The sequence below is a fragment of the Lacticaseibacillus sp. YLM2-1 genome (assembly GCF_056583465.1).
Genome location: NZ_CM152617.1, coordinates 124,411 through 146,180, shown reverse-complemented (window position 1 = coordinate 146,180; position 21,770 = coordinate 124,411). Strand labels below are relative to the sequence as shown.

The 21,770-nt window shown below is 45.8% G+C and carries 20 protein-coding genes; 6 read left to right on the top strand and 14 right to left on the bottom strand.

All coding sequences use genetic code 11. The features are described 5' to 3' along the window. Positions 1–157: 157 nt before the first annotated feature. The 4 genes from AC07KQ_RS00705 to AC07KQ_RS00690 all read left to right on the top strand — a co-directional run bounded on the left by AC07KQ_RS00705 (position 158) and on the right by AC07KQ_RS00690 (position 2,805). On the top strand, positions 158–442 hold the full coding sequence (locus AC07KQ_RS00705; RefSeq protein ID WP_003577349.1) for a DUF2089 family protein: 285 nt from the start codon (positions 158–160) through the stop codon (positions 440–442). Next, entirely contained in the window at positions 435–719 is a 285-nt protein-coding gene (locus tag AC07KQ_RS00700; RefSeq protein WP_003562743.1) for a hypothetical protein, read from the top strand. Before AC07KQ_RS00705 ends, AC07KQ_RS00700 begins: the two co-directional genes overlap by 8 nt. Before the next feature lie 7 nt (positions 720–726). Continuing rightward, positions 727–942 carry a hypothetical protein gene (locus AC07KQ_RS00695; RefSeq protein WP_013245354.1) on the top strand — a complete coding sequence of 72 codons (216 nt, stop codon included), beginning with the start codon at positions 727–729 and terminating at the stop codon, positions 940–942. A 501-nt stretch (positions 943–1,443) separates the two neighbouring features. Further along, positions 1,444–2,805: an FAD-binding oxidoreductase gene (locus tag AC07KQ_RS00690; RefSeq protein WP_289420683.1), complete on the top strand. Its 1,362-nt coding sequence runs from the start codon at positions 1,444–1,446 to the stop codon at positions 2,803–2,805. Between the two features lie 233 nt (positions 2,806–3,038). On the opposite strand, the gene AC07KQ_RS00685 is transcribed toward AC07KQ_RS00690, so the two are convergent. Together AC07KQ_RS00685 and AC07KQ_RS00680 are read right to left on the bottom strand one after the other, a co-directional pair. Continuing rightward, complete coding sequence (locus AC07KQ_RS00685) at positions 3,039–3,803, bottom strand: metallophosphoesterase family protein (protein WP_003562739.1); 765 nt, start codon at positions 3,801–3,803, stop codon at positions 3,039–3,041. 159 nt (positions 3,804–3,962) lie between these two features. After that, entirely contained in the window at positions 3,963–5,312 is a 1,350-nt protein-coding gene (locus AC07KQ_RS00680) for a PA domain-containing protein (RefSeq protein WP_016386450.1), read from the bottom strand. Between the two features lie 336 nt (positions 5,313–5,648). Between AC07KQ_RS00680 and AC07KQ_RS00675 the strand changes: the two genes are divergently transcribed. Further along, a complete protein-coding gene (locus AC07KQ_RS00675) occupies positions 5,649–6,257 on the top strand; it encodes a helix-turn-helix transcriptional regulator (RefSeq protein WP_274991034.1) in 609 nt (202 codons plus the stop codon). 13 nt (positions 6,258–6,270) lie between these two features. Here the strand turns inward: AC07KQ_RS00675 and AC07KQ_RS00670 are convergent, their stop codons facing one another. The 9 genes from AC07KQ_RS00670 to AC07KQ_RS00630 all read right to left on the bottom strand — a co-directional run bounded on the left by AC07KQ_RS00670 (position 6,271) and on the right by AC07KQ_RS00630 (position 15,093). Continuing rightward, on the bottom strand, positions 6,271–6,966 hold the full coding sequence (locus tag AC07KQ_RS00670) for a hypothetical protein (RefSeq protein ID WP_003562734.1): 696 nt from the start codon (positions 6,964–6,966) through the stop codon (positions 6,271–6,273). Positions 6,967–7,194: 228 nt separating this feature from the next. After that, complete coding sequence (gene nrdD, locus AC07KQ_RS00665) at positions 7,195–9,378, bottom strand: anaerobic ribonucleoside-triphosphate reductase (RefSeq protein WP_003562732.1); 2,184 nt, start codon at positions 9,376–9,378, stop codon at positions 7,195–7,197. 313 nt (positions 9,379–9,691) lie between these two features. After that, positions 9,692–10,453: an ABC transporter permease gene (locus AC07KQ_RS00660; protein WP_003562730.1), complete on the bottom strand. Its 762-nt coding sequence runs from the start codon at positions 10,451–10,453 to the stop codon at positions 9,692–9,694. Then, complete coding sequence (locus AC07KQ_RS00655; RefSeq protein WP_274991035.1) at positions 10,450–11,379, bottom strand: ABC transporter ATP-binding protein; 930 nt, start codon at positions 11,377–11,379, stop codon at positions 10,450–10,452. Before AC07KQ_RS00655 ends, AC07KQ_RS00660 begins: the two co-directional genes overlap by 4 nt. Next, positions 11,376–11,591: a PLDc N-terminal domain-containing protein gene (locus AC07KQ_RS00650; RefSeq protein WP_003562727.1), complete on the bottom strand. Its 216-nt coding sequence runs from the start codon at positions 11,589–11,591 to the stop codon at positions 11,376–11,378. Before AC07KQ_RS00650 ends, AC07KQ_RS00655 begins: the two co-directional genes overlap by 4 nt. A gap of 67 nt (positions 11,592–11,658) precedes the next feature. Continuing rightward, the gene (locus AC07KQ_RS00645; protein ID WP_003562724.1) at positions 11,659–12,780 is read right to left on the bottom strand and encodes a helix-turn-helix transcriptional regulator; all 1,122 of its coding nucleotides are present in this window, start codon (positions 12,778–12,780) and stop codon (positions 11,659–11,661) included. A gap of 215 nt (positions 12,781–12,995) precedes the next feature. Further along, the gene (locus AC07KQ_RS00640) at positions 12,996–13,244 is read right to left on the bottom strand and encodes a hypothetical protein (protein WP_003562722.1); all 249 of its coding nucleotides are present in this window, start codon (positions 13,242–13,244) and stop codon (positions 12,996–12,998) included. Positions 13,245–13,266: 22 nt separating this feature from the next. Continuing rightward, a complete protein-coding gene (locus AC07KQ_RS00635) occupies positions 13,267–13,947 on the bottom strand; it encodes a hypothetical protein (protein ID WP_003562720.1) in 681 nt (226 codons plus the stop codon). A 279-nt stretch (positions 13,948–14,226) separates the two neighbouring features. Then, positions 14,227–15,093 carry a LysR family transcriptional regulator gene (locus AC07KQ_RS00630; RefSeq protein ID WP_003562718.1) on the bottom strand — a complete coding sequence of 289 codons (867 nt, stop codon included), beginning with the start codon at positions 15,091–15,093 and terminating at the stop codon, positions 14,227–14,229. 244 nt (positions 15,094–15,337) lie between these two features. Here AC07KQ_RS00630 and AC07KQ_RS00625 point away from each other — a divergent pair, with 244 nt between their 5' ends. Beyond that, positions 15,338–17,758, top strand: a complete 2,421-nt coding sequence (locus AC07KQ_RS00625) for a plasma-membrane proton-efflux P-type ATPase (RefSeq protein ID WP_003562716.1) — start codon at positions 15,338–15,340, stop codon at positions 17,756–17,758. Between the two features lie 86 nt (positions 17,759–17,844). On the opposite strand, the gene AC07KQ_RS00620 is transcribed toward AC07KQ_RS00625, so the two are convergent. The 3 genes from AC07KQ_RS00620 to AC07KQ_RS00610 all read right to left on the bottom strand — a co-directional run bounded on the left by AC07KQ_RS00620 (position 17,845) and on the right by AC07KQ_RS00610 (position 21,753). Next, entirely contained in the window at positions 17,845–18,195 is a 351-nt protein-coding gene (locus AC07KQ_RS00620) for an ArsR/SmtB family transcription factor (RefSeq protein ID WP_003562714.1), read from the bottom strand. A 94-nt stretch (positions 18,196–18,289) separates the two neighbouring features. Then, complete coding sequence (locus AC07KQ_RS00615; protein ID WP_013245351.1) at positions 18,290–20,149, bottom strand: heavy metal translocating P-type ATPase; 1,860 nt, start codon at positions 20,147–20,149, stop codon at positions 18,290–18,292. A gap of 308 nt (positions 20,150–20,457) precedes the next feature. Further along, the gene (locus tag AC07KQ_RS00610; protein ID WP_003562710.1) at positions 20,458–21,753 is read right to left on the bottom strand and encodes an adenylosuccinate synthase; all 1,296 of its coding nucleotides are present in this window, start codon (positions 21,751–21,753) and stop codon (positions 20,458–20,460) included. Between the last annotated feature and the right edge of the window lie 17 nt (positions 21,754–21,770).

Here is a 21,770-nt window from a genome sequence, read left to right as displayed (position 1 = left end):
TGCTAATTTATTTCGCCACAGCCGCTTGTGAAGATGGGCTGTGGTTTTTTGTTGTGGTATATGAGTAACAGTCCGTTCCCAAGCTGTTTATTGGAACCCGCGGCTTTCATTTTGTTAAAATTATATCAACAAAGTTAAAGTTGGGGGGCGGTTGGTCGTGACATTGAATCCAATTTTGTTGCTAGATGAGGACGATCAGGAGTTTGTCAGACAATTCGTTTTATCTTCCGGTTCACTCAAGAAGCTTTCTGAAAAGTACTCGGTCTCTTACCCAACCATCCGGCTGCGTTTGGATCGCGTCATTCGCAAGCTAAAAGCGGCCGAATTGGATCAGAAAAACAAGTTTCAGGTTAGCATCATGCAGATGGTCATTGACGACAAACTCGATTTAGCCTTGGCCCAAGAAATCATTCAAAAATACAAGGAGACTACCAATGATTGAAACACTGATCATCATCATCGTCATTTCTCTTCAAACCTTTTTTGGCTACATTGAAAATAAACTGCTAGGTGCCATTCTGCCAATCGCGGTTATTGTGGCAGACATCTACTTTTTAGCAAACGGTTTGCTTCAACTCTCTTTTAGAGATATTGCTATGCCCATTATTGGTCTTTTGACTTTGATTAGCCTGTGGGAAGGCGGACGGCAATCAAAATTAAGTAAGCAAAAGCGGGAGATGCAGAAAATGAAGGCTCAGGATAGTAAGCGTCAGGATTAATGCGCTTGTGTTTGCCTTGATACATTTATCTATGCTTCTGACAACCTTCTTAGCAGCCAAGAAGGTTGTTCTTGTCCGTCAGATCCGCCTTTCACCACCAACATTTGTACCAAATGAAGACAAAAAAATGGCGAGCCGCTTCGACCTTCTGAACGCTTACGCGCCGATCGTTACGAACTCACCGTGGTTTGGCACCGTCATGGAGTATAGCACGGAAGCTTGAGGTATGACAAGCAAAGAAATTGAAGCTGTTATCATTGTCTTTGCCGCCTCTTATTCGCTACATACCCAGCAGCTATCGCGATGACGATGCAAATGATCAGTACAATTTTCATGGCATTCTACCCCCTCTGGTTAGTATACCAGAACAAATTTCTTTGATCCTTACTTGGCGATCTGTCTGTGCTTAGCCTGATCTTTCTACTGTAAGCATCGTTCTCATCGCGGTTCAAGGTGTTGGTCTTCAAATGCTGCTGATAAACAAACATCAAGATCTTTTGTGAAGTCAACGTTCACGCTAGGGTAAGAGTTTTTATGTTTTTGAAGTCTTCATGTCTCTTTTTTTCACTTCTCGTCAAAAAGTATACTAGAATGAGAATGTTTAGCCGCAGAGCCTAATAAAGGCGTTTTCTAACATAGACGACTGTCGCTGATGATGAATCATTTTTTAGCATCTGTAAGAGCAATTGTTACCAACCATGAAAAAATTTTTAGGAGGAATTTGATGAATAATGATGTTAACGCCAAGTGGCCTAAGTTACCAGTAGCACTAAAGAAGATCGCAATCGATCCCACTTCTGATGACTATGAACTTATGTGTTCAAACTATTTTGTCACCGGTCGTCCAAAGCTAATCTTAAGGGCAACGACAGAGCGTGATGTCATTGCTAGCATTCAATACGTCAAAAAAATTAGAGAAAATGTTAGCCACAGTATTCCGTTTTCATTTCGTAGCGGCGGTCATGGCATTTCAATGGCTTCGGTGAATGATGGCGGTATCATTTTAGATATTTCACAGTTAAATAGCGTTACTGTCACTGACGCGGAACAGGGATTGGTTCAGGTTCAAGCAGGCGCAGTCTGGGGAGATGTTGCCGAGGCTTTACGTCCGTTTAATTTAATCATCTCAAGTGGTGATTTTGGTGATACAGGTGTTGGTGGACTCGCCACAGGTGGTGGCATTGGCTTACTCGTTCATCGTCTAGGGTTGACAATCGATCATATTGTCAGCGCTAGACTAGTAACCGCTGATGGTGAGATCCGTGTGACTGGTCATCAAAAGTATCCTGATCTTTTTTGGGGTATTCGAGGTGGAAATTCACAGTTAGGAATGGTGACAGCGTTCACTTTTAAAGCAAGTAAGTTGGTTGAAGAGAAATCCGATATTTCGCTACCATTTAGTGTACAAACCATTGAATCCCAAACGAGCAATTTGACAAAGTTCATTCAGCAATGGCAAAGTTGGATAACTCACGCATCTAGTAAAATGAGCAGCAATCTCATGTTGACTGCCGAGAATAGAAATACTGTTCACATTAATGCTAGTAATTTTTGGGCAGGTTCTATAAATTCTGATGCGAAAGCCTTGTTTAAATCAGCTCTAAGCCTTTCTGAAGTGAATAAACATCAATTAGAGACAAAAAGCTATGCTGAATTGGTCAAGGCTCCTCATATCCCGCATTCTGGACAACAACCTGTTTTCGTAAAAAATATTTTACTGGATGCCATGAATCCTAATATTGGCGATATTATCAGCAAAATACTTGTTTCTCCAGGAATCATTGGTATCGAAATGAGAGCAATTGACGGCCCGCTAAATACCATTAATGCTGATGAAACTGCATGGCATGATCGAAAAGCTAAAGTATTCTTAGCTATGTGGTTGCAAAAGGACACAGAGCCTCATGCTAAGGAGGTTTTTGGCCCACTACAAGATTTAGGGACGGGTGTCTATAGTTCCTACTCAAGTGATCTATCGATAGAAGAAAGTCAACGTATTTGGCCGGAAGAAACAGGTCGCAAACTAAGAAAACTGATAACAAAGTATGATCCACAACATCTGTTTAACCAAGGACACTATTGGTAATACGTGTCCAATCTCGATGCCACCGAACGTTATTTCTGTGGTAAAATCACCGCTTAGCTGCCAAGTTGCATAGACAATACTCCTCAATAGTATTTTCAGTCATTACCCATGACTTTAAAGAGTCCTAGGCAATCTGTTTCGAATTCACTAAGGCGGTTAACAGGGAATTCATACTCACTGATCTTTAACATCAAGCGGCTTAATTGAGAAATAATTCCAGATGCTTTTACGTATTAACTTAAATCGTGTTGCGCATTTTGGGCGCGAATTAGTGTATTTAAGATGCTATATCCTTGACTCAAGGATATTGTACTTCGAAGATTATTCGCAATAAATTCGTTCTTGAAGGGGTATTCAGTCTGACTAATCAATTGTATTGCAGCTTGTTGATTGAAAATGGTTCTTTTATATTCAACTCTGCTATCGTCCAGCCACAACCATTGCGCGCCAAATTGGTTTGAGAATGGCATGCCTATGCTGCCTGCGTTGATAATCTTTTTATTAGGCAAGGACAATTCAAACTGTATATGAGTATGTCCACAAATAATATACGATTCTTGAACTCCTTTAAATAAAGCCTCTATGTAGGCTTTATTTTGTCGTGGAGAAAAAACAGTGGTGTTATCATTTTTTACAGCATGACAAAAGAAATAATTTCCAATACTAATACTGGGAAGTAAGTTTCTTAGGAAAGACACTTGCTTATAGCTCAATTGATTTGCTATCCAAGTCAATTGCTCGGTTGCCTTTCTAGATAGTCCAACTCTTTTTTTTGCATAAATATCAACGATATCTTGATCGTTGTTTCCCATAATTCCCACAGTTTTGAATGTGGTGGAAACGCGCTTTAATAACGACAACGTTTCCAAAGGCATAGGTCCAGCGATCAGATCACCCCCCAAAACAACTAAGTCTGGAGACAGTTTCTTTACCTGTTTTAAAACCTCTTTCAAAGCAGGATAATTTCCGTGAATATCATATAATGCTGCTATTTTCATTAATATGATTACCTTTCCTAACAAAGATTAAAAGCAGGGTCTCGTATTCCTAACTTTCAAAATCCGGGTGCGATACTAACAACAGCTATCAACAGGATCAACAGTCAGTCATTGGTTCGATAGCTTAAGTTATCATTCTAAAATATAAGCGCAATTGATTTAAAACTGATGATCACTTGCGACTAGTATTTGAAAAATCAACTTCGTTTGGTCAAACATACTCTTAATATCTGGTTCAGTTATTGGAGATGCCATCTGGCAAAGTGCAAGCGGCATGCCAATGAATGAAATTGTTGGCCATCCGTCTTGGTACAAGGGTTGGCCCTCTCCAAAATAGGCATTTTTTCGTGGCTTCAGGATTTGATATCTTCCACTAACATTGGTACCACTTAAACTCTTCAAAACCAAATCCCTGTTTTCTTTAGTCGAAGCATATACATACAAAGGATCATATAATTCAGTCGCAATAAGCTTGTTTTCCTTTTGGCTATCAACATAATCAAGGCCCCCTAAGTGTTCAACGGTTAGGCCTAAAGCCTTCTTCATTTCAAGATGCTGACTAGTTTCATACATGCTTAAATCACGCAGAAATCGCGAAGTGGCTTGCCTTCCTTCAATTCCGCTTTGTGGAATTTGAAAATGACCACTCACAAATCCAAACACAAGTGTATTTTTAAATTTAAGGTTGTTATGTTTAATGGCATGTAAGACAGTGAGCAATGCAATTGCCCCATTTTCTTCTATATCGTTCGGCCCATCCGTATGTGTATTTATAAGGATTTGTTTGTCCCGATTTTCCCCCGGAACAAGAACAGCAAATGATTTCGTTGTTACATTTGTCTCATATTGTCCCGTTAGTGTTAGTTTTACTGGTTCCTTTCTATCACGACATCGCTTCAAGGCTTCCAGCTGGGTTTGATATACCCAAACAGAAGGAATCCCCAGATAACTATTAGTAAAAGGTAGAACTTCGCGGTTAGCGAGATCCTCACTGATGTGGTCCCAAACCAGAATAACGCCGACTGCACCATTATCTTTGGCGGCTTCAATTTTACCTAAGGTCAATGTGGCTGCAACTAATGGGTGTCTTATGCTAAATCCAATGTGAGTATGCCGAGGGTACTTGGCAACCTGATGCATTAATAAAAGCTTAGGAATCGTAAAGTTTTTCACTTTAATAACGACCACTTTACCCTTCATCTTCACATCGTGTTTTGATTGAAAGAATCTAATTTCTCCTTTCACACCCATTTCTTTGGTGATTCCAGAGTATGGAACTGGTCCTAAATTTGGTATCTTTTCTTTTGTTGAATCATTCTCAAGGGAACAGCTGCTTTGAATACACCTATTAATTTTAAAGGGAAATTCGATAGTGTTAAAACCAAGATTCTTAATTTCGTCTTGTAATAACTCAATAAATTTGGCGTGACTGTCAGTAGCTGTTAGCCGCGGACCGATAGCCTTTAACTTATTTTGCCAGAAAGCCATAACATTCATATCAAGTGTCATTTGACCGTCTCCTTATTCATCTAACTAAATTCAAAGTCTTTTTAAACAACCAGCGAAACACTTATTATGTAATTAATGATATTCATCAATTATATCAACCACAATAGAATACACCCTTACGTAAAGGTTGCAATTCTTAAAATCATAGGATACTATTTCTCGCCAACGGTTTATACCGAAAGCTAAAAGAACGAATGTGGGTTCGTTTGCCCGACTTCTTCCAGCACTATTTCCCGGGTAATGACCCTGTCTCGAATAACGCGCCTTCTTATCCAGCCCGCTACCTTGCTGCCACCACCCACCTCTGCCAAAATAAGGCCAAGCGAGGTGATTATTATGAATTTTTCAAAGCAGCTTCATCAGATCCGCATGGCACACCAGATGACGCAGGCTATCTTAGCGGAACAGCTTCACGTTTCGCGCCATACTGTCTCCAACTGGGAAAATGACCGCAATTTGCCGGATCTAGAAATGGTGACGCGTATTGCCCGGATATTTGAGGTCTCTCTTGATACGTTGATTCTTGACGATCCAAAACTAAACGAAAAACTGATCCATGATAGCAAAATAAGTCGTCATCAGATGATCATGGCGGTCATGACGACTGCTGTTGCCATGATGTCAGGGATGGCAGCAACAACCTTATTTGGGTTCTTCCCACAATGGCTCGCACAGCTGATTTGGTGGCCTTATGTGGCAGTTCTGTTTCTTTTTGGTTATATGCTCAGTCCAAAATCGGTGGACATTTTTGCTGACTGGTCGGTTTTAAGTCGAAGTCTGATTGCTGGCGGCTTTTCTGTGCTCGGTTTGATCTTTCTACTGACAGGCATCGTCCTTATCATGGTTCAAGGTGTTGATCTTCAAGTGCTGTTGATAACGCTCAGTGGCTTCGTTACGATCCTCATGACTAAATCAGCATGGCCACGTCATCAACAGGCTCGCTAATTCTCGCAAAAGATCACCCACGATAGACCTTCTCCGTTGTCCATTCGCCGCCCATTTGACTAAGCGTGACGACCACTTCGTTTGTTGGCGTGTAATGCTGGCTCGCTTGTACTTTAGGAATGACGAGTGTTGCTGTGAATGTTTTGACGGGATCAATGAAACCCAGTTGCACATAGCCGCGATCTTTGAGATGGAATCGGTATCCAACTAAGGCAGCCACTTGACCGATATGAGTCGGGCCGGCATAACGATACACTAATCCACGAAACTTAAAATACGCCTCATGCGCATCTCGGCCCAAATACGTGACTGGTGCGGTGATTTGATGCCGTGTATACATTGGTAAGGTTGTTAAGCTTGGATAATCGTTCAATCCCTCATACGTTCTAATTTCATCTATCGGAATAGGTACGTACTTAAATAAAGCTGGCTTCTTAGTCCGAATCTGTGGGGTAATTTTCGTTGCCCATTGATTGAACTGGGCATTGGCGGTACTATCCGTCCGCGCCCAGCTAAACCCGGCCAGTCCAATACACACCAAAGCAAATGGCACGATAAGCCACCATTTCCAGTGCTCGTGAATATAAAACCCGACAATCTGCAAATGAATAATCACAATCAAAATCACAACAACCATCACAAAAAGCCATCCATTATTCCACTGCTCTGCTGTTTGCCATTGTTTGGCGGTAAAAATCTCGGCTACCATGGCGCACCTCCAACCTGTCACCACAGGAACGTGCTTCATTTAGACACAACTTTTGATTTGAATTGTACACGCGCCCTAACAGAATAAAAACCGTCTAGCTTAAAATACGATAGCTTAAAATCTAATATTCGAGGAAGGTTCATGATACAAAACCACGAAAAAAATCGCCCACGAAGGACGATTCTCTTTTCGTTACGCGACTATCCCAGCCTGAGCATTTGCTAAGGCCTACTTGTCGCGCCGATTAGCCACTTGATTCAAGCTAAACGTGATATGTTTCTTCCGGTGAATAATTTCTTCCTGGCGACCGTGAACCATTGGCCGCTTGTTCGGGTTGCCGAGGTAGCCACAGAGGCGCTTGACGACATCGCAAGTGGCTGGATCGTGGTTGCCGCATTCTGGGCATTGATAACCTTTGGCCGTTGCGGTGAACTCACCTTTGAACCCGCACTTGAAGCATTGATCGATTGGCGTGTTGGTGCCGAGATAGCCGATCTTGTCATACGCATAGTCCCAAACGGCTTCCAGTGCCTTTGGGTTCTGCTTCAGGTTCGGGTATTCACAATAATGGATGAAGCCACCGGCACTGTATTGCGGATAATCCTTTTCAAAATCAAGTTTCTCAAATGGAGTTGGTGATTTGCGCACATCGTAGTGGAAACTGTTAGTATAGTATTCCTTGTCCGTAATGTCCTTCACGATACCGAATTTCTTCGTATCAGCTCGGCAGAAGGTATCTGTTAGCGATTCACTTGGCGTACCATAAACCGAGAAGTGATAGCCATATTGTTTTTCCCAAGCCTTGCAGTGATCGTCCAGAGCCTTCACGATTGAAACTGAGAATGCCTTGGCATCGGGATTCTTTTCCCATGCAGAGCCGTAGAAAACGGTGCCGACTTCATATAAACCAATATACCCTAGTGAAACCGTTGCCCGGCCATTTTTGAAAAGATCGTCAATGCTGTCGGTGTCAGCCAGCTTGTGACCAAAGGCCCCATACTTGTAGAGGATCGGTGCGCTTTCTGGTGTTGCTTGTTTGGTGCGTTCAACCTTATAGAGCAGGCCTTCCTTACAGATGCGCATCCGTTCTTCAAAAATCTTCCAGAATTTCGCCTTGTCGCCATTGGCTTCCATTGCAATCCGCGGCAAGTTGACGGTGATAACACCAAGATTCATCCGCCCAGCGTTCACTTCTTTGCCGGTCTTCGGATCAGTCCAACCTTGCAGGAAGCTGCGGCAGCCCATTGGTGCTTTGAAGGAACCGGTCAATCGCTTGATGGTGTCATAGGAAACGACATCAGGATACATCCGTTTGGTGGCGCATTCGATCGCCAATTGTTTGATATCATAGTTTGGATCTTCTGGCTTCAGGTTCAAATCGCGCTTCAAAGTAAAGACCAATTTCGGGAAGATTGCTGTCCGCCGTTCTTTACCCAGGCCTAGAATTCGAATTTTCAGGATGTCTTTTTGGATCTCGCGTTCAATCCAACTGGTCCCTAAGCCAAAACCGACTGTGACAAATGGCGTCTGGCCTTGGGTGGAATAAAGGGTGTTCACCTGATATTCCAAGGTTTGCAAGGCATCATAAATATCCTTCTTAGTCTGCTTCACCGCCAGCGCTTCCAGCTTAGCCGGATCATCAATCACGCTGCCGAATTCACGCAAATGTTTTTGATAGTTTTTCTCGGCGAATGGCGCCAAGACCTGATCTGTCCGGTCACTGGAGCAGCCGCCGTATTGACTGGAGGCCACATTAGCGATGATCTGGGTCATCTGGGTCACAGCAACTTGAATCGAATGGGCCGGTTCAACTTCGGCATTGCCAATACTGAAGCCATGATTCAACATGTAGTCAAAATCAATCAGGCAGCAATTGGTTTCGGCCATAAACGGGGTGTAGTCAAGATCATGCCAGTGAATATCGCCGCGTAAATGCGCATTGGCAACAGCAGGTGGCAGCATTTTCAGACCGATTGCCTTGGCCACTGCGCCTGCAGTTAGATCCCGCTGGGTTGAAAAGACCCGGCTGTCCTTATTGGCATTTTCGTTAACAACGCTTTCGTCGCGATTCACTAGGCGCGAGACGTTATAATTAACATCTTGCTTCTGTTTGCGGGCTAAATCACGCTTCAAGCGATACTCAGTATACGCTTCAGCCCAGTTATATTTTTCCGCAGCGATCAAGGTCTGCTCAACCACTGTTTGGATCTCTGCGATTTCCACGTCATCGTGGTAGCGATCGCGAATCTTAGCCGTGACCGTATCCGTCAAGTGATCGATCGTCAGCACGTCACTCGGTGCCAGTTTTGCCACACTTTCTGCCGCCTTCGTGATTGCAGTGCTGATCTTGGATGCATCAAAATCAACAATGCGCCCGTCTCGTTTCTTGATTTGTGTATAAAATTCGATCATGGCTAATCCCCCATTACGTTAACTTGAAGTGCTTGTAACAATGTATCTAGTATACAAGACTCAGCAGGAAAAGTAACGGGTTATCCACTAAATTTTGTGGTTAATTATCGACTGCATACACTATATAGTGTGTTTTGCATTATTTGGTTGTTCACGATTCATCTTGACGATAACGACGGTAAGCCCGAGTGTTATAACGTTTGCGCATGTGAACACGACTTCTGCTTTTTCAAAAATCGTTTGATCATAGCCCAAAAATAACCGATATTTTTGTTGAAGTTTGAGTTTAATCAACAAAAATTCGGCTAATTTTTTAAAGCTTTTTTCGATCCAGCAGCTTGATCGCCGCGAAAAATAAAACAACGGCGGCAACGACAGCAATGACCATGGCCGGCATCAATTTCGTTAGCGCATCACTGTTGACAAGGATTTTCATATTGTCGCCAATGAGGGCAACCGGATTAGCATGTTGCCAACTTTTGACCATTTGTGCCAAATACAACAGTGCCATCACCACAATCGTCAGCAGCAAACCGCCATAATTATTCGTTGCTAGTGTGGAGCCAAACACGATCAGGCTGAGGAAGAATAAGCCAAAGACTAATAATGGTAAGAACGCGAGTACCACATGCGGGCTGCGCGTATCAGGAAAGTAGTACGCGGTGTAAGCCCACGTTACCAAAAAGGCGAGGCTGGTGATCCAGATCCAGAGCAACATCCCGACAATCGCTTTGCCAACAATGACCGTCCAGCGCGGCAAGCCTTTGGTGACCAAGTTAACGAGTGTGCCTTGTTGAATCTCCTGACTGACACAACCGCCAAGCATGAGGGCGAACACGTAAATGCCCATCTGGGTGATGTTCTTGTAATATTGGGTCCATGCATCCAGCGAAGTCGGCTTAGGGACCGCCACCTTAATGCCGCCAAGACCACCCTTTAACAGTTCCGGCATGAGTTTGGCGATCAGCGGACTCAAAATGCCGAAAATGAGGAAAACAACCGTCAAAATCAACAAGCGGTGAGTCCGCCAGCTTTCAAGCAGTTCTTTTTTGGTGAAAATAATGGCTGCGTTCATCGCGTCACCTCCATGAAGATCTGTTCCAAATTGGCTTCTTGCTGGGCAAGCGTGATCGGAATGAGTTTGGCTTCAAGCAACATGGTAGGGACGCGATCAGCAGCGGCAGCATAGGTACCGGTGTATGCTGCTTGAAGACTGTTTTTTTGTTGCTCAAGGTGCGTCAGCTGGCCCTGCTGCTGCAAGGTTGCCAACAAATGCGCGGCTTGTTGCGCTTGGGCAGTCGTCGCAAACGACAAGGCAATCTGGTTTTTAGCATACTGTTGCTTCAGATCGTCCAATGGCGCACTCACTTGTAGACGGCCATGATGTAGAATCCCAACATGGTCGCAAATCCGCTCCACATCACTCAGAATATGCGTTGAAAACAGAATCGTCGTCTGACCACGCAGACTAGCCAATAACTGTAAAAAATCCGTGCGACCCTGTGGATCAAGCGCGCTGGTCGGTTCATCACAAATCAAGAGTTTCGGGGTGTTGAGTAAGGCCTGCGCAATCCCCAAGCGCTGGCGCATCCCCCGCGAAAAGCCACTGATACGGTGCTTGGCATCTACCAAACCGACTTGGATCAACATGGCAGCCACCCGCGACTGCAATTCAGCGCCGCGCAAACCTGTCAGCTGACCGCATAATTTCAAGTATTCTGGTGCCGTCATGTACCCATAAAAAGCCGGCACATCAGGCAGATACCCTGTCTGCCGATTCGTCTCCGTTTCACCGAAATGCACAGGCTGACCAGCGACTTCAATGGCTCCGGCGCTGGCTTGATCCAAGCCTAGAATCAATTTCATAGTCGTGGTTTTCCCGGCACCATTTTCGCCAACAAAGCCATAAATCGACCCAGCCGGCACAGTCAGATTCAGATCTTGCAGCACTTGCTTGCTACCAAAATGCTTGCTGACATGTTGCAAAGTTAGGATGTTCAATTCTCATCCTCCCGTCCAAAGACAAAGTACACAATCGGACCAATGATCTGAATGAAAATCACGAGCAACAGCCACAATAGGCGATTGCCGAACCGATAATGCTGATGGCGCAGGATATGAATCACTGCAGCGATCATCAAGCCAAATTCTAAAATGATCAGTGGCACTAAAAATGGCCAGTAGTCTGCAAAGAGTTGCCAATTGGTATTCATTTTCTTTCCTCCAAAGGTTTGTTTTGATTTAAATTATTGAGATTCTGAATGCCCGTATATACGAGTTCTAGCGATGCCCGCTCACTTGCTTTAACTCAGCCAACAGCGGTTGCACTTCTGACAGTGTTCTGATCTTAGCCAATGCCGGGTTTTGCAAGACGAAATCAGCCAGAACCTGTTTGGCTTGACCGCTAACCCGCGGTGATTGACTACCTAGGTCCAGTTGTTCTAGCCATGGCTCAATGGCATCAAAGTAAGCATCGCCATGCAGCGTCAATGGCATTTTGGTTGCCGTCAAAACATGCGTGAACGCCTGCAAAAGGGCCACGGCTTCATCCGTTTTGTCCTGTTGCGCAAAGCCATTCAAGGCAGCTAGTTGGAAATTGAGCCAGACTGCCGGATTGAGTGTTGCCAGATCAAAAGCCTTGGCAATCGCTTGCCCGCGTTGATACGTCGCCGCCAGCCGGTTAGGATCATCCTTTAGCAAGGTCATGTAATTAGTCAGTTGACTCATGATGATGCTCAAGTCCTGCATCAAACCGCTTTGGCTGGTCGCAATGGCACGCTGCAAGTCGCCTTTTTGCTGAAAAGCACCGGCGATTAAACTGTCTGCAGGCAGTTGTTCTGGCACATATTCGCCCAGCAACGCTAACACATCATCGGGTCGTTGGAGCAACAGCAGACTATAGCCTTCCAGTTCGACCGCCTTGGCCGTTAACTGCGCCTCTTGGCTATTTTGCCGCACACGGACAAACAACAGGCGGGCCTCATTCACATATTCAGTAACTTTCGCGGTTTGTGACGTTCCCGGTAAAAGATCGTAATGATTCAAAATCAGCAGTCCCATTTGTAGCAAAAATGGATAGCAGGCATAATACCGCCGAATTAAGTTACGAATCGATTTCAGCACCGCCTTCCCCGTTTGGGTTTCAAAGGCTTGCTTCATTGACGTATAGATGCGACGAATTTCCGTGCTGCTCAGTTGCGCATCATAAGCCATCAGCTTGTCGATGCTAACGTCAAAATAAGCGGCCAGAATCGGCAACAACGTAATATCCGGATAGCTTTGCCCTGTCTCCCATTTTGAAACCGAGGCCTTGGAGACACCGACAAAATCTGCTAAAGCTTGCTGGGTGATGCCTTTTTGCTTCCGATTAGCGCTGATCACAGCACCGACATTAATTTCCATCTTGTTCCCTCTTTTCACTTATCATTGTAGCGGCTCAATATGGGTAAGTATATCGAGTGGTTGTTAACTTATCCATCGTTGAATCAACCATCAGTAAACTTGTAATCTATCATCCTTGTTTACTTTGACTAATTTTCGAATTTCGAATATATATAAAAAAGCCCAAGAAACATGGCTAATGGCCGCGCTTCTTGAGCTACTGAAGTACTTCAAATTTAAAAGTTACGAGCAAATGACCATAAAATGACTAATTGGATAAATGTGAAGGAGTAATTATACGCCATTGCCCATTGGCTTCGTTCAGTTGCGATGAGATAACCTGCAACATTTCCAACAATCACTAGAACAATAATAATCCAAATTAACTCTTTGGTTCTCTTATCAGTCTTGCCCTTGGAAGTCGCAATAATCCAGATAATAACGATCGCTGTGAACACAATTTGAACAATGTCCCAGATAGTCATTCTAGGTCAACCTCCTTACAGACTAGTCATGCCAAACCCCAATCACCCAGTTGTCGGCCCAACTGTTATGCAGATCAATATAGATCTTGTCACTTTGATGACTGTTGTTATAGCTCTCCACAGCGTTCGCTATATCGCGCCAATGATTAGCAATCACTGAGAATGGATCAATATATGGCAGATTAAACATTCCTACTCCATTCCCACCATTTCTTAGGAGATGCACAAACGTATTGACTTGTGCGTTTGACCGGAAAATCAACCGATTTCCCCACCAATATTGGCGTCTCTCCCAGTATTCAGCCGCTCTAGTTTCAATTTGAGGAATGTCAACCTCTTTTGTAGTGGCATTGATAGTTCCATCATTTTCACTAATAGCCTTATTTGTGATGGCGATGGCATTCTTTGCAGCTTGAACTTGATCTGGATTCGGATGAACACCGGTTGGAATGCTCAATACAAACTGATTGTCGATGACCTGCACGTATGGATCTAAAGATACAATTCCACTAGTGTCAGGAGTTGTAGGCGCGTCCGCCTGTTTATCCTGCCCAGAATTAAGCCAATCGGTAATTTGACTGGCCGTCCAATCGGATGTGTCAGTGTTTGGGTCGTTCTGATTCGCTGAAACAATAACACTAGATGATGCAATGGCCAAGGCTGAAGTTCCAATAAGAATAAACCCAATTAATGTGTTTTTCATTTTTGTTCTCTCCTGTCTAAGATAGACAAAAACAAATGGTTTATTAGAATGATACCGGCCGGTTATTCTAAAGCATCTAAGTGTGAAGACGTTTTCAGTCCACCTTCACACATGTAATTTATACCCATATAGTTATCGTTGTCAACGATTTGCACTTGGCAATGGCCATCTGATTTCAAAGAGACACACAGGCATATTTCTAAAATTGTGTTAACCCATTTATCAGTTATTTATTTCTGAACGTTTCTAGTGTTTCTGCATCAATAGATAAAAAAATAGTCAGCAAGTTCTCCCACCCGAAAGTTGCTTCACAAATCTTGCCACCAATGGATTGTGCAATGACTCAGGCTGCCAAACGAGCGTCATGTGCGTCACCCACGGCTCATAATCAATCACGGCAAGGTGACTTTGCTGACTCGCCAAAGCGGCCATGGTTGCCGGGACTAACGCCACACCCATCCCCATCTGGGCCCAATGCAACGCCGTGCGCGCGTCATCACACAACACAGCAATTGTCGGTGTGATGCCATACTCGGCAAACGTGGTTTTGAATAGTGAACTAAACCGGCGATACACAATCAGCGGCTGCTGCTTGAGATCGGGAATGGTTAGCGTGGCTGGCAAGGGCTGCGACGCGGCAGCAACGGCGATCATGTGGTCACTGCTTAGGCGACATGAAGCTAGACCGTCATCATTAAATGGCGTTCGGACGATGGCCAAATCCAGAATGTTGCGGCGTAACTTGTCGAGGATGCCATAAGTGTTGTCCTCATAAAGCGCAAACTCGACCTGCGGATAGCGGCGATTAAAGGCCTGCAATTTTTGCTTCGGCAGGACATCACCGGCCGAAGAAGTCAGCCCCAGTGCCAGTGTGCCAATCTCACCTTCACCGCTACGCCGCGCTGCGTTCTCAGCTGCCGCAACCGTCTCAACGATCTGTTGTGCGTATGTCATAAACTGTTGGCCGCTACCAGTGAGTCGGACACCGCGCGACCCACGTTCAAACAGGCGTACACCCAGTTCATCTTCAAGTGCTTTCAATTGATAACTCAACGGCGGCTGCGCCATGTGCAATTGTTTCGCCGCCGCAGTCATCTGGCCAGCCTCTGCTACCGCTAAAAAATAGATAATTTGCTTGAGATTCATCGCGATTGATCCCTTCATTTTTAATCGTCAGCTTCGCAATCCTTCAGCTCCACTATACACAAATTGTATGGATAGTACCTCGAATATGTATTTTTTATATTGCTCACCACGCGTTATACTTGAGTCACAAGCGTGTGATGAAGCAGCTGATAAGTTGGTCAGTCATGTCGACGACGTCCAGGAACTGTTTCGCACCAACTAAAAATTTTGTCGTTAATGTTTTGATTCAGGATGGGATGATTGAATGCTTGCAGATACTCGCAGTTATCAAGATAAAAGTCAGGCAGCGGTGTTAAAGCAACTCAACACAACAACGGATGGTCTCACGAGTAATGAAGCCAAAAAGCGACTAGCTCAGTATGGTCCGAATGCGATTCCTGAGCAAAAGCGCAATAACTTGCTTGATTTCTTAAAGCGCTATTGGGGTCCAATGCCGTGGTTGTTGGAATTGGCGATTGTACTGACCTTGATTTTAGGCCATGACACTGAAAGCATCATCATCTTCGTATTGCTGACGATTAATGCGGTGATTGGCTTTGTCCAGTCGAACAATTCGCAAAAAGCGGTTGCCCTTTTAAAAAAGAAGCTGGAGATTATGGCCACTGTTCGCCGCGATCAGGCTTGGCAAGCACTCGCCGCTAGCCAAGTTGTGCCTGGCGATATCGTGCAACTGAAAATTGGCGCCATTGTCCCAGCTGATCTTGCGATTATCGCTGGCAATGTCACCGTCGATCAGTCCGCCCTGACCGGCGAATCGCTGCCAGCTACTGCTAGTGCTGGCGACCTGCTTTACTCTGGCAGCATTGTCAAAAGCGGCGAAGTTCAGGCCGTCGTCTTAAACACCGGCACAACGACTTACTTCGGTCAAACGGTGACGTTGGTGAAAACCGCCAAGCCAAAGTCAAAACAAGAAGAACTGATGCTTGCCATTGTCCGTTATATGCTCTATCTTGGCGTTGCCGCATCGGTCATTGTCGCCATTTACGGCCTTTACCTGCATGAAAGTCCGGTTTTTATTCTGTCCTTCGTGCTCATTTTCCTGATTGGCTCCGTGCCAGTCGCCTTGCCTGCTGTCCTAACCATTGTTCAGGCTGTCGGGGCAATGGCACTTTCCAAAAAAGGCATCATCGTCAGTCGCTTGACGAGTTTGGAAGACGCAGCTTCAATCGATATTTTCTGTTTTGATAAAACCGGCACCATCACCCAAAACAAATTGTCGATCATTGCTTGCCAACCGCTCACCGGCTATACTGCCGAGCAACTGTTGGATGCTGCAGGGTTAGCGGCGGATCAAGAGCATCCTGATGCGATTGACCAGGCGGTGCTCAACTATGCCGCCGAAATCAAGCATCCCCTCGATTTCTCTAAACGGCAGCAGTTCACGCCGTTCGATTTTGCCACCAAGCGCACCGAGGCGGTCATCACAACCACTGATCACCGGCAAATGCGGGTCATCAAAGGTGCTGTTCCGACGATTCTGGCGTTATACGCCAAGCAGCATCCTGCTGACACTGCGCCTGCCAGCGCTGCTATTCAACAACTAGCAACCGCCAACGCCAAAAAAGGTTATCGTTCCCTAGCTGTCGCAAGCGTCGTCGATTCGCAAATGGCGTTAGTCGGCGTTTTGGCAATCGCCGATCCGCCGCGAGCGGATTCAGCATCCATGCTTGCACGGCTAAAAAACTTAGGTATCAAGCCGATGATGATCACCGGTGACAGTGTACCGATTGCCCGTGATGTTGCCGAACAAGTTGGCATCGGTACCAAAATTCTACCAGCCAAAGCTTTGAAAACCGGCACCGCAGCCGATAAAATTCAATTGATTCATGAAAGTGACGGGTTTGCCAATGTTTTTCCAGATGACAAGTATCAAATCGTTAAGTTGTTACAAGAAGATGGCCATCTCGTGGGCATGACCGGTGACGGGGTAAACGATGCCCCTGCGCTGAAACAGGCAGAGTTAGGGACCGCCGTCAGCAGCGCCAGTGATGTTGCCAAGGCTTCAGCCAGCATCATTTTGACGCACCCGGGCTTGCATGACATCATCGCTGCTATCACGACCAGTCGCCAAACTTACCAGCGTATGCTGACTTGGGTCATCAACAAAATCACCAAAGTCATTGAGATCATTATCTTGTTTACACTCGGCTTCTTCTGGTTAAAAGTCAGCCTAGTGTCGCTGCTGGGGATGTCGCTGCTCGTGTTCGCCAATGACTTTGCGACCATGTCCATCGCTACCGATAATGTCCAGTCAACTGCCGGTCCTAATCAATGGCGACTCGGCCCGTTAACCGCGGCTTCCGGCGTTTTGGGCTTGTGGTTTGCCTTAGTCGACCTCGTGATCGTTTGGTTAGGGCTAAATCTGTTCCACCTCAGCTTGCCAGTCTTGCAAACCGCCGTTTTAATTAGTTTGGTCTTCAACTCCCAGTTCCGGCTGCTGATCGTCCGAGAACGGAGCCACTTTTGGACATCTTGGCCAAGCCGCACACTGCTAGCTGTCAATCTTTTCACAATTGTCATCTTTGCGCTGTTAGCCTTGACTGGCTGGCTCATGCCGGCCATCAGCTCACCGCTTTTAGTCACCATTCTGCTACTGACACTGGCAGCCACAATCGTGCTTGATTTCCTTAAAGTTGCTGTCTTTCGTTGGTTAAAGATTGCATGATAATGCGTGCTTTGTTTACCAAAAAACCACCGATCCGCTTCAAATTCGGACTGGTGGTTTTTGTGTGCTTTTAAAATAAGCAATGACTAATTTTCTTGTCCATGCTGCTTTTCTTCAATGTGTGCCTTCGTCAACGCGTAGATTTCCAAAACATGGTCATCCACCAAATGATAATAAATCTGTTTGCCGGAGCGATCCCCCACAACCAACCGCGCTTGTTTGAGCAGGCGCAGTTGGTGGGAAACCGCTGACTGACCGAGGTCGAGCATGGCGGCCAGATCGGTGACTGTAATTGGCCCCTTGGCAATAGCAAGAATAATCCGCATGCGGGTCGGGTCACTCATGGTTTTAAACACATCAAGCACATCCCGCAATTCGGCGTCACTAGGCACCGCGTTCTCATTCATGTCCGCATTACGAACATCATTAGTTGTCATAGCACTGCGCTCCTTAAGATACTTATGGCCCATTTTAACAGACTTTGGTATCGAAAGGCACTTTTCACTGAGGGCGGATGTCGGCAGTTTTCCCTTAAGCTCTCTGCGGAATTAACAAGCGTAGGCCATTTAAGATGACAATCAGCGTGCTGCCTTCGTGGAACATGACGCCCCAAGCAATGTTGGTGAGTTGCAAGACGTTTAAGACAACCAGCATGACAACAACAGCCATGGAGAGTAGCAGGTTCTCGATCACAATGCGATTCATTTTAGTTGAAACTTGATGGGCCAATGCTAGGCGTGAAAGGTCATTTTCGACTAGAACCACATCGGCGACATCAATGGCGACATCAGTTCCTGATCCCATCGCGATGCCAACCTCTGCATTGGCTAGGGCTGGTGCATCATTGACCCCGTCGCCGACCATGGCAACGGGCCGCATGGTGGTCTGCAGCTCACGGACCACGGCAACCTTTTGTTCGGGCATCACATTAGCGACCACTTGATCAATTCCCAGGTCGGCGGCCACGGCTTCACCGGTTTGTTGCGCATCCCCCGTGATCATCACCGGTTGAATGTCGTGCCGTTTAAGGTAATTAATGGCCGATTTAGCGCTGCTTTTTGCTTGATCCATCAAGGCGATCAGGCCAACAACCCTTTGATCGACCGCAACGAAAACAACGGTTTTGCCTTGCTTACTGAGTGTTGCGGCTCGCTTGCGAAATGCCGGATCAACTTGCTTGAATCGCTGCGGCTTACCAATAGTGTAAGTGTGTCCCTGATACTCAGCGGTCAAGCCTTTGCCAATTTCGTTATGCACATCCGTGATTGGTACATCACTTTTGGAATAATGGCTCACAATCGCATTCGCCAACGGATGATTACTTTGCATTTCCATTGCTGTAATAATCTGAGTCAAGGCGGCTTCATCCACATCCGACACAAATTCGCTGTCCGTCACCACTGGCACGCCTTCCGTCAACGTCCCGGTTTTATCAAACGCAATGGCTTTTAACTGGGTCAGATTAGCTAAATAGCTGCCACCTTTAAAAAGAACCCCTTGCCGCGCCAGACTTGAAATGCCTGACAATGTGGCCGGCACCGCGCTGGCGGCCAAGGCACACGGCGACACAGCCACTAAGAAGACGATCGTGCGATAGATGCTGGTTGCCCATGACCAATGAAGTAAAAATGGTCCCGCAAGTAAAACAATCGGCAATACAGCCAATACCGCCTTCACGTAAATCGGCTCAAAACGTTGAATCACGCTGGCTGTTTTGGTCGGGGAGTCTTGGGCTGACTGCACCATCTGGACAATTTTAGCAAAAACTGTTTCATCACTTGACTTGGTAACCCGCATATCAAAGGTTGACTTGCCGTTGATGGTCCCACCAAAAACCTCATCGCCGGTTTGCTTTTCACGGGGAATGCTTTCACCACTGATCGCAGCTTCATTGAGACTAGCAGTGCCGGCAATAATAACGCCATCCGTTGGTACCTGAGCGCCATTCAGAATCTGTAATTGATCACCGATGTTTAATGCTGTCACTGGTACAACTTCTAATGCACCGGTGTCGGTATAGCGCCGCGCTTCTTGAGGCGCCATAGCCAGCAGTGCCGTAATTTCTTTGCGACTCTTGTTTTCAACGTACTCCTCCAAAAAATGCGCGCCAGCAAAAATCAGAATTAGCATCGCGGCCTCTTCAAAACTGCCAATCGCAATGGCGCCAAGTGCAGCCAGTGCCATGAGGAGATGAATATTTGGCGAAAAACGGTGCCGTTTTCTAGTTGCTTGAATCGTTGCCATGATACCTTCTGCAATCACTTGATAACCCGCAACAATCGCGGCAAAAACCAACAACGCCGCGCGAGCTATCGGTTGGGTGATGAGTAAGCCGCCAATGAAGGTGATGACGCCAAGCATATAAAAAATAATGGCCTTGTTTTTTTTCATCTTTGATCCCGCCCTTACATTTAATGTTCATATGAGCATACGTTCATATATCATCTTCAATATACCGACTTTAAGGAACGGTGTCAATCATGAAAATACCTTGATTGCGACAATCTCCGGCCAGATGGGACTGGTAGAGCGGAGACGACGCTTCGAGCCTCCTCTGGCCGACACTTGCTCCGCCTTGGCACTGGGCTCTTTTAGAATCCAATGAATGATGTCCTAATTTGTCAAAAAAAGAGCCACCAGTGAATTTTCACCTAGCAGCTCTTAAAAAATCGCTATTGAATTATCAAATCGCGGTGCGTCTAGCGCGATACCTTATCCCAAACATTCTCAAGGACATTGGTTTGGTCACGGTCAGGGCCAACTGAGAATGTCAGCAGGTCAACACCAAGTAATTCTGTGATGCGTTCAACGTAACGCCGCGCATTTTCCGGAAGATCATCCAAAGTTTTGGCTTTGGTAATATCTTCTTGCCAACCTGGCAGTTCTTCATACACTGGCTTGCATTCACTGAGGAACTTGAGCGAAGCTGGGTAGTTTTCAACCCGTTCGCCATCGCGTTCGTAGGCAACACAGATTTTGACTTTGTCCAAACCGGTTAGCACATCAATTGAGTTGAGGCACAGATCCGTAATCCCGGCAACACGGCGAGAATGACGAACAACGACAGCATCGAACCAGCCAATCCGCCGAGGTCGGCCGGTCACAGTACCGAATTCGTGGCCAGCATTGCGAATGAAATCTCCGGTTTTATCGAGCAATTCCGTTGGGAACGGACCGTCGCCAACGCGGGAGGTATAAGCTTTCGCAACCCCAACAACCCGATCAATCTTGGAGGCACCAACGCCGGCACCAACCGTCACACCACCAGCAGGGTTCGATGACGTGACGAACGGATAGGTCCCTTGGTCAATATCCAGCATAATCCCTTGCGCGCCTTCAAACAAAACGTGTTCACCTTTGTCAATCGCGTCGTTCAACACAATTGAGGTGTCGCAAACATACTGTTTCAATTGTTGGCCATATTGATAATATTCTTCAAAAATATCATCAAAATTCATCGGCGTACTATCGTAAACTTTGACGAATTCTTCATTCTTAGCTTTCAAATTAGCTTTGAGGCGTTCTTCAAAGATTTCTTTGTCGAGCAAGTCAGCCATCCGAATGCCAACTCGAGCAGCCTTGTCCATATAGGCCGGGCCGATGCCGCGATTGGTCGTCCCAATCTTGTCGGCGCCCTTGGCTGCTTCTTGCAATTTATCTAATTTAATATGATAAGGCAAAATCACGTGAGCACGGTCTGAAATCCGCAGATTTTCGCCAGTCACGCCTTGTTCTGCGAGCCGGGCCAATTCACCGACCAAGCTCTTAGGATTCACAACAACACCATTACCGATCACCGATAACTGATGCGGGTAGAGTACCCCTGATGGTACGAGGCGCAGCTTATAAACCTCGCCATTTGCATGGATCGTATGGCCTGCATTGTCACCGCCTTGATAACGGCTGACCACCTTGGCGCCTTGGCTCAGGAAATCCGTAATCTTCCCTTTACCTTCGTCGCCCCATTGTGTACCGACAATAACTACAGTTCCCATTAACTGATCGCTCCTCA

Coding starts and splice junctions, on each gene's coding strand:
- AC07KQ_RS00660 (WP_003562730.1), bottom strand. CDS start 10,453: ATGAACGCAGCCATTATTTTCACCAAAAAAGAACTGCTTGAAAGCTGG.
- AC07KQ_RS00630 (WP_003562718.1), bottom strand. CDS start 15,093: ATGAATCTCAAGCAAATTATCTATTTTTTAGCGGTAGCAGAGGCTGGC.
- AC07KQ_RS00700 (WP_003562743.1), top strand. CDS start 435: ATGATTGAAACACTGATCATCATCATCGTCATTTCTCTTCAAACCTTT.
- AC07KQ_RS00610 (WP_003562710.1), bottom strand. CDS start 21,753: ATGGGAACTGTAGTTATTGTCGGTACACAATGGGGCGACGAAGGTAAA.
- AC07KQ_RS00685 (WP_003562739.1), bottom strand. CDS start 3,803: ATGAAAATAGCAGCATTATATGATATTCACGGAAATTATCCTGCTTTG.
- AC07KQ_RS00645 (WP_003562724.1), bottom strand. CDS start 12,780: ATGGAAATTAATGTCGGTGCTGTGATCAGCGCTAATCGGAAGCAAAAA.
- AC07KQ_RS00670 (WP_003562734.1), bottom strand. CDS start 6,966: ATGGTAGCCGAGATTTTTACCGCCAAACAATGGCAAACAGCAGAGCAG.
- nrdD (WP_003562732.1), bottom strand. CDS start 9,378: ATGATCGAATTTTATACACAAATCAAGAAACGAGACGGGCGCATTGTT.
- AC07KQ_RS00680 (WP_016386450.1), bottom strand. CDS start 5,312: ATGACACTTGATATGAATGTTATGGCTTTCTGGCAAAATAAGTTAAAG.
- AC07KQ_RS00625 (WP_003562716.1), top strand. CDS start 15,338: ATGCTTGCAGATACTCGCAGTTATCAAGATAAAAGTCAGGCAGCGGTG.
- AC07KQ_RS00650 (WP_003562727.1), bottom strand. CDS start 11,591: ATGAATACCAATTGGCAACTCTTTGCAGACTACTGGCCATTTTTAGTG.
- AC07KQ_RS00620 (WP_003562714.1), bottom strand. CDS start 18,195: ATGACAACTAATGATGTTCGTAATGCGGACATGAATGAGAACGCGGTG.
- AC07KQ_RS00615 (WP_013245351.1), bottom strand. CDS start 20,149: ATGAAAAAAAACAAGGCCATTATTTTTTATATGCTTGGCGTCATCACC.
- AC07KQ_RS00690 (WP_289420683.1), top strand. CDS start 1,444: ATGAATAATGATGTTAACGCCAAGTGGCCTAAGTTACCAGTAGCACTA.
- AC07KQ_RS00675 (WP_274991034.1), top strand. CDS start 5,649: ATGAATTTTTCAAAGCAGCTTCATCAGATCCGCATGGCACACCAGATG.
- AC07KQ_RS00640 (WP_003562722.1), bottom strand. CDS start 13,244: ATGACTATCTGGGACATTGTTCAAATTGTGTTCACAGCGATCGTTATT.
- AC07KQ_RS00635 (WP_003562720.1), bottom strand. CDS start 13,947: ATGAAAAACACATTAATTGGGTTTATTCTTATTGGAACTTCAGCCTTG.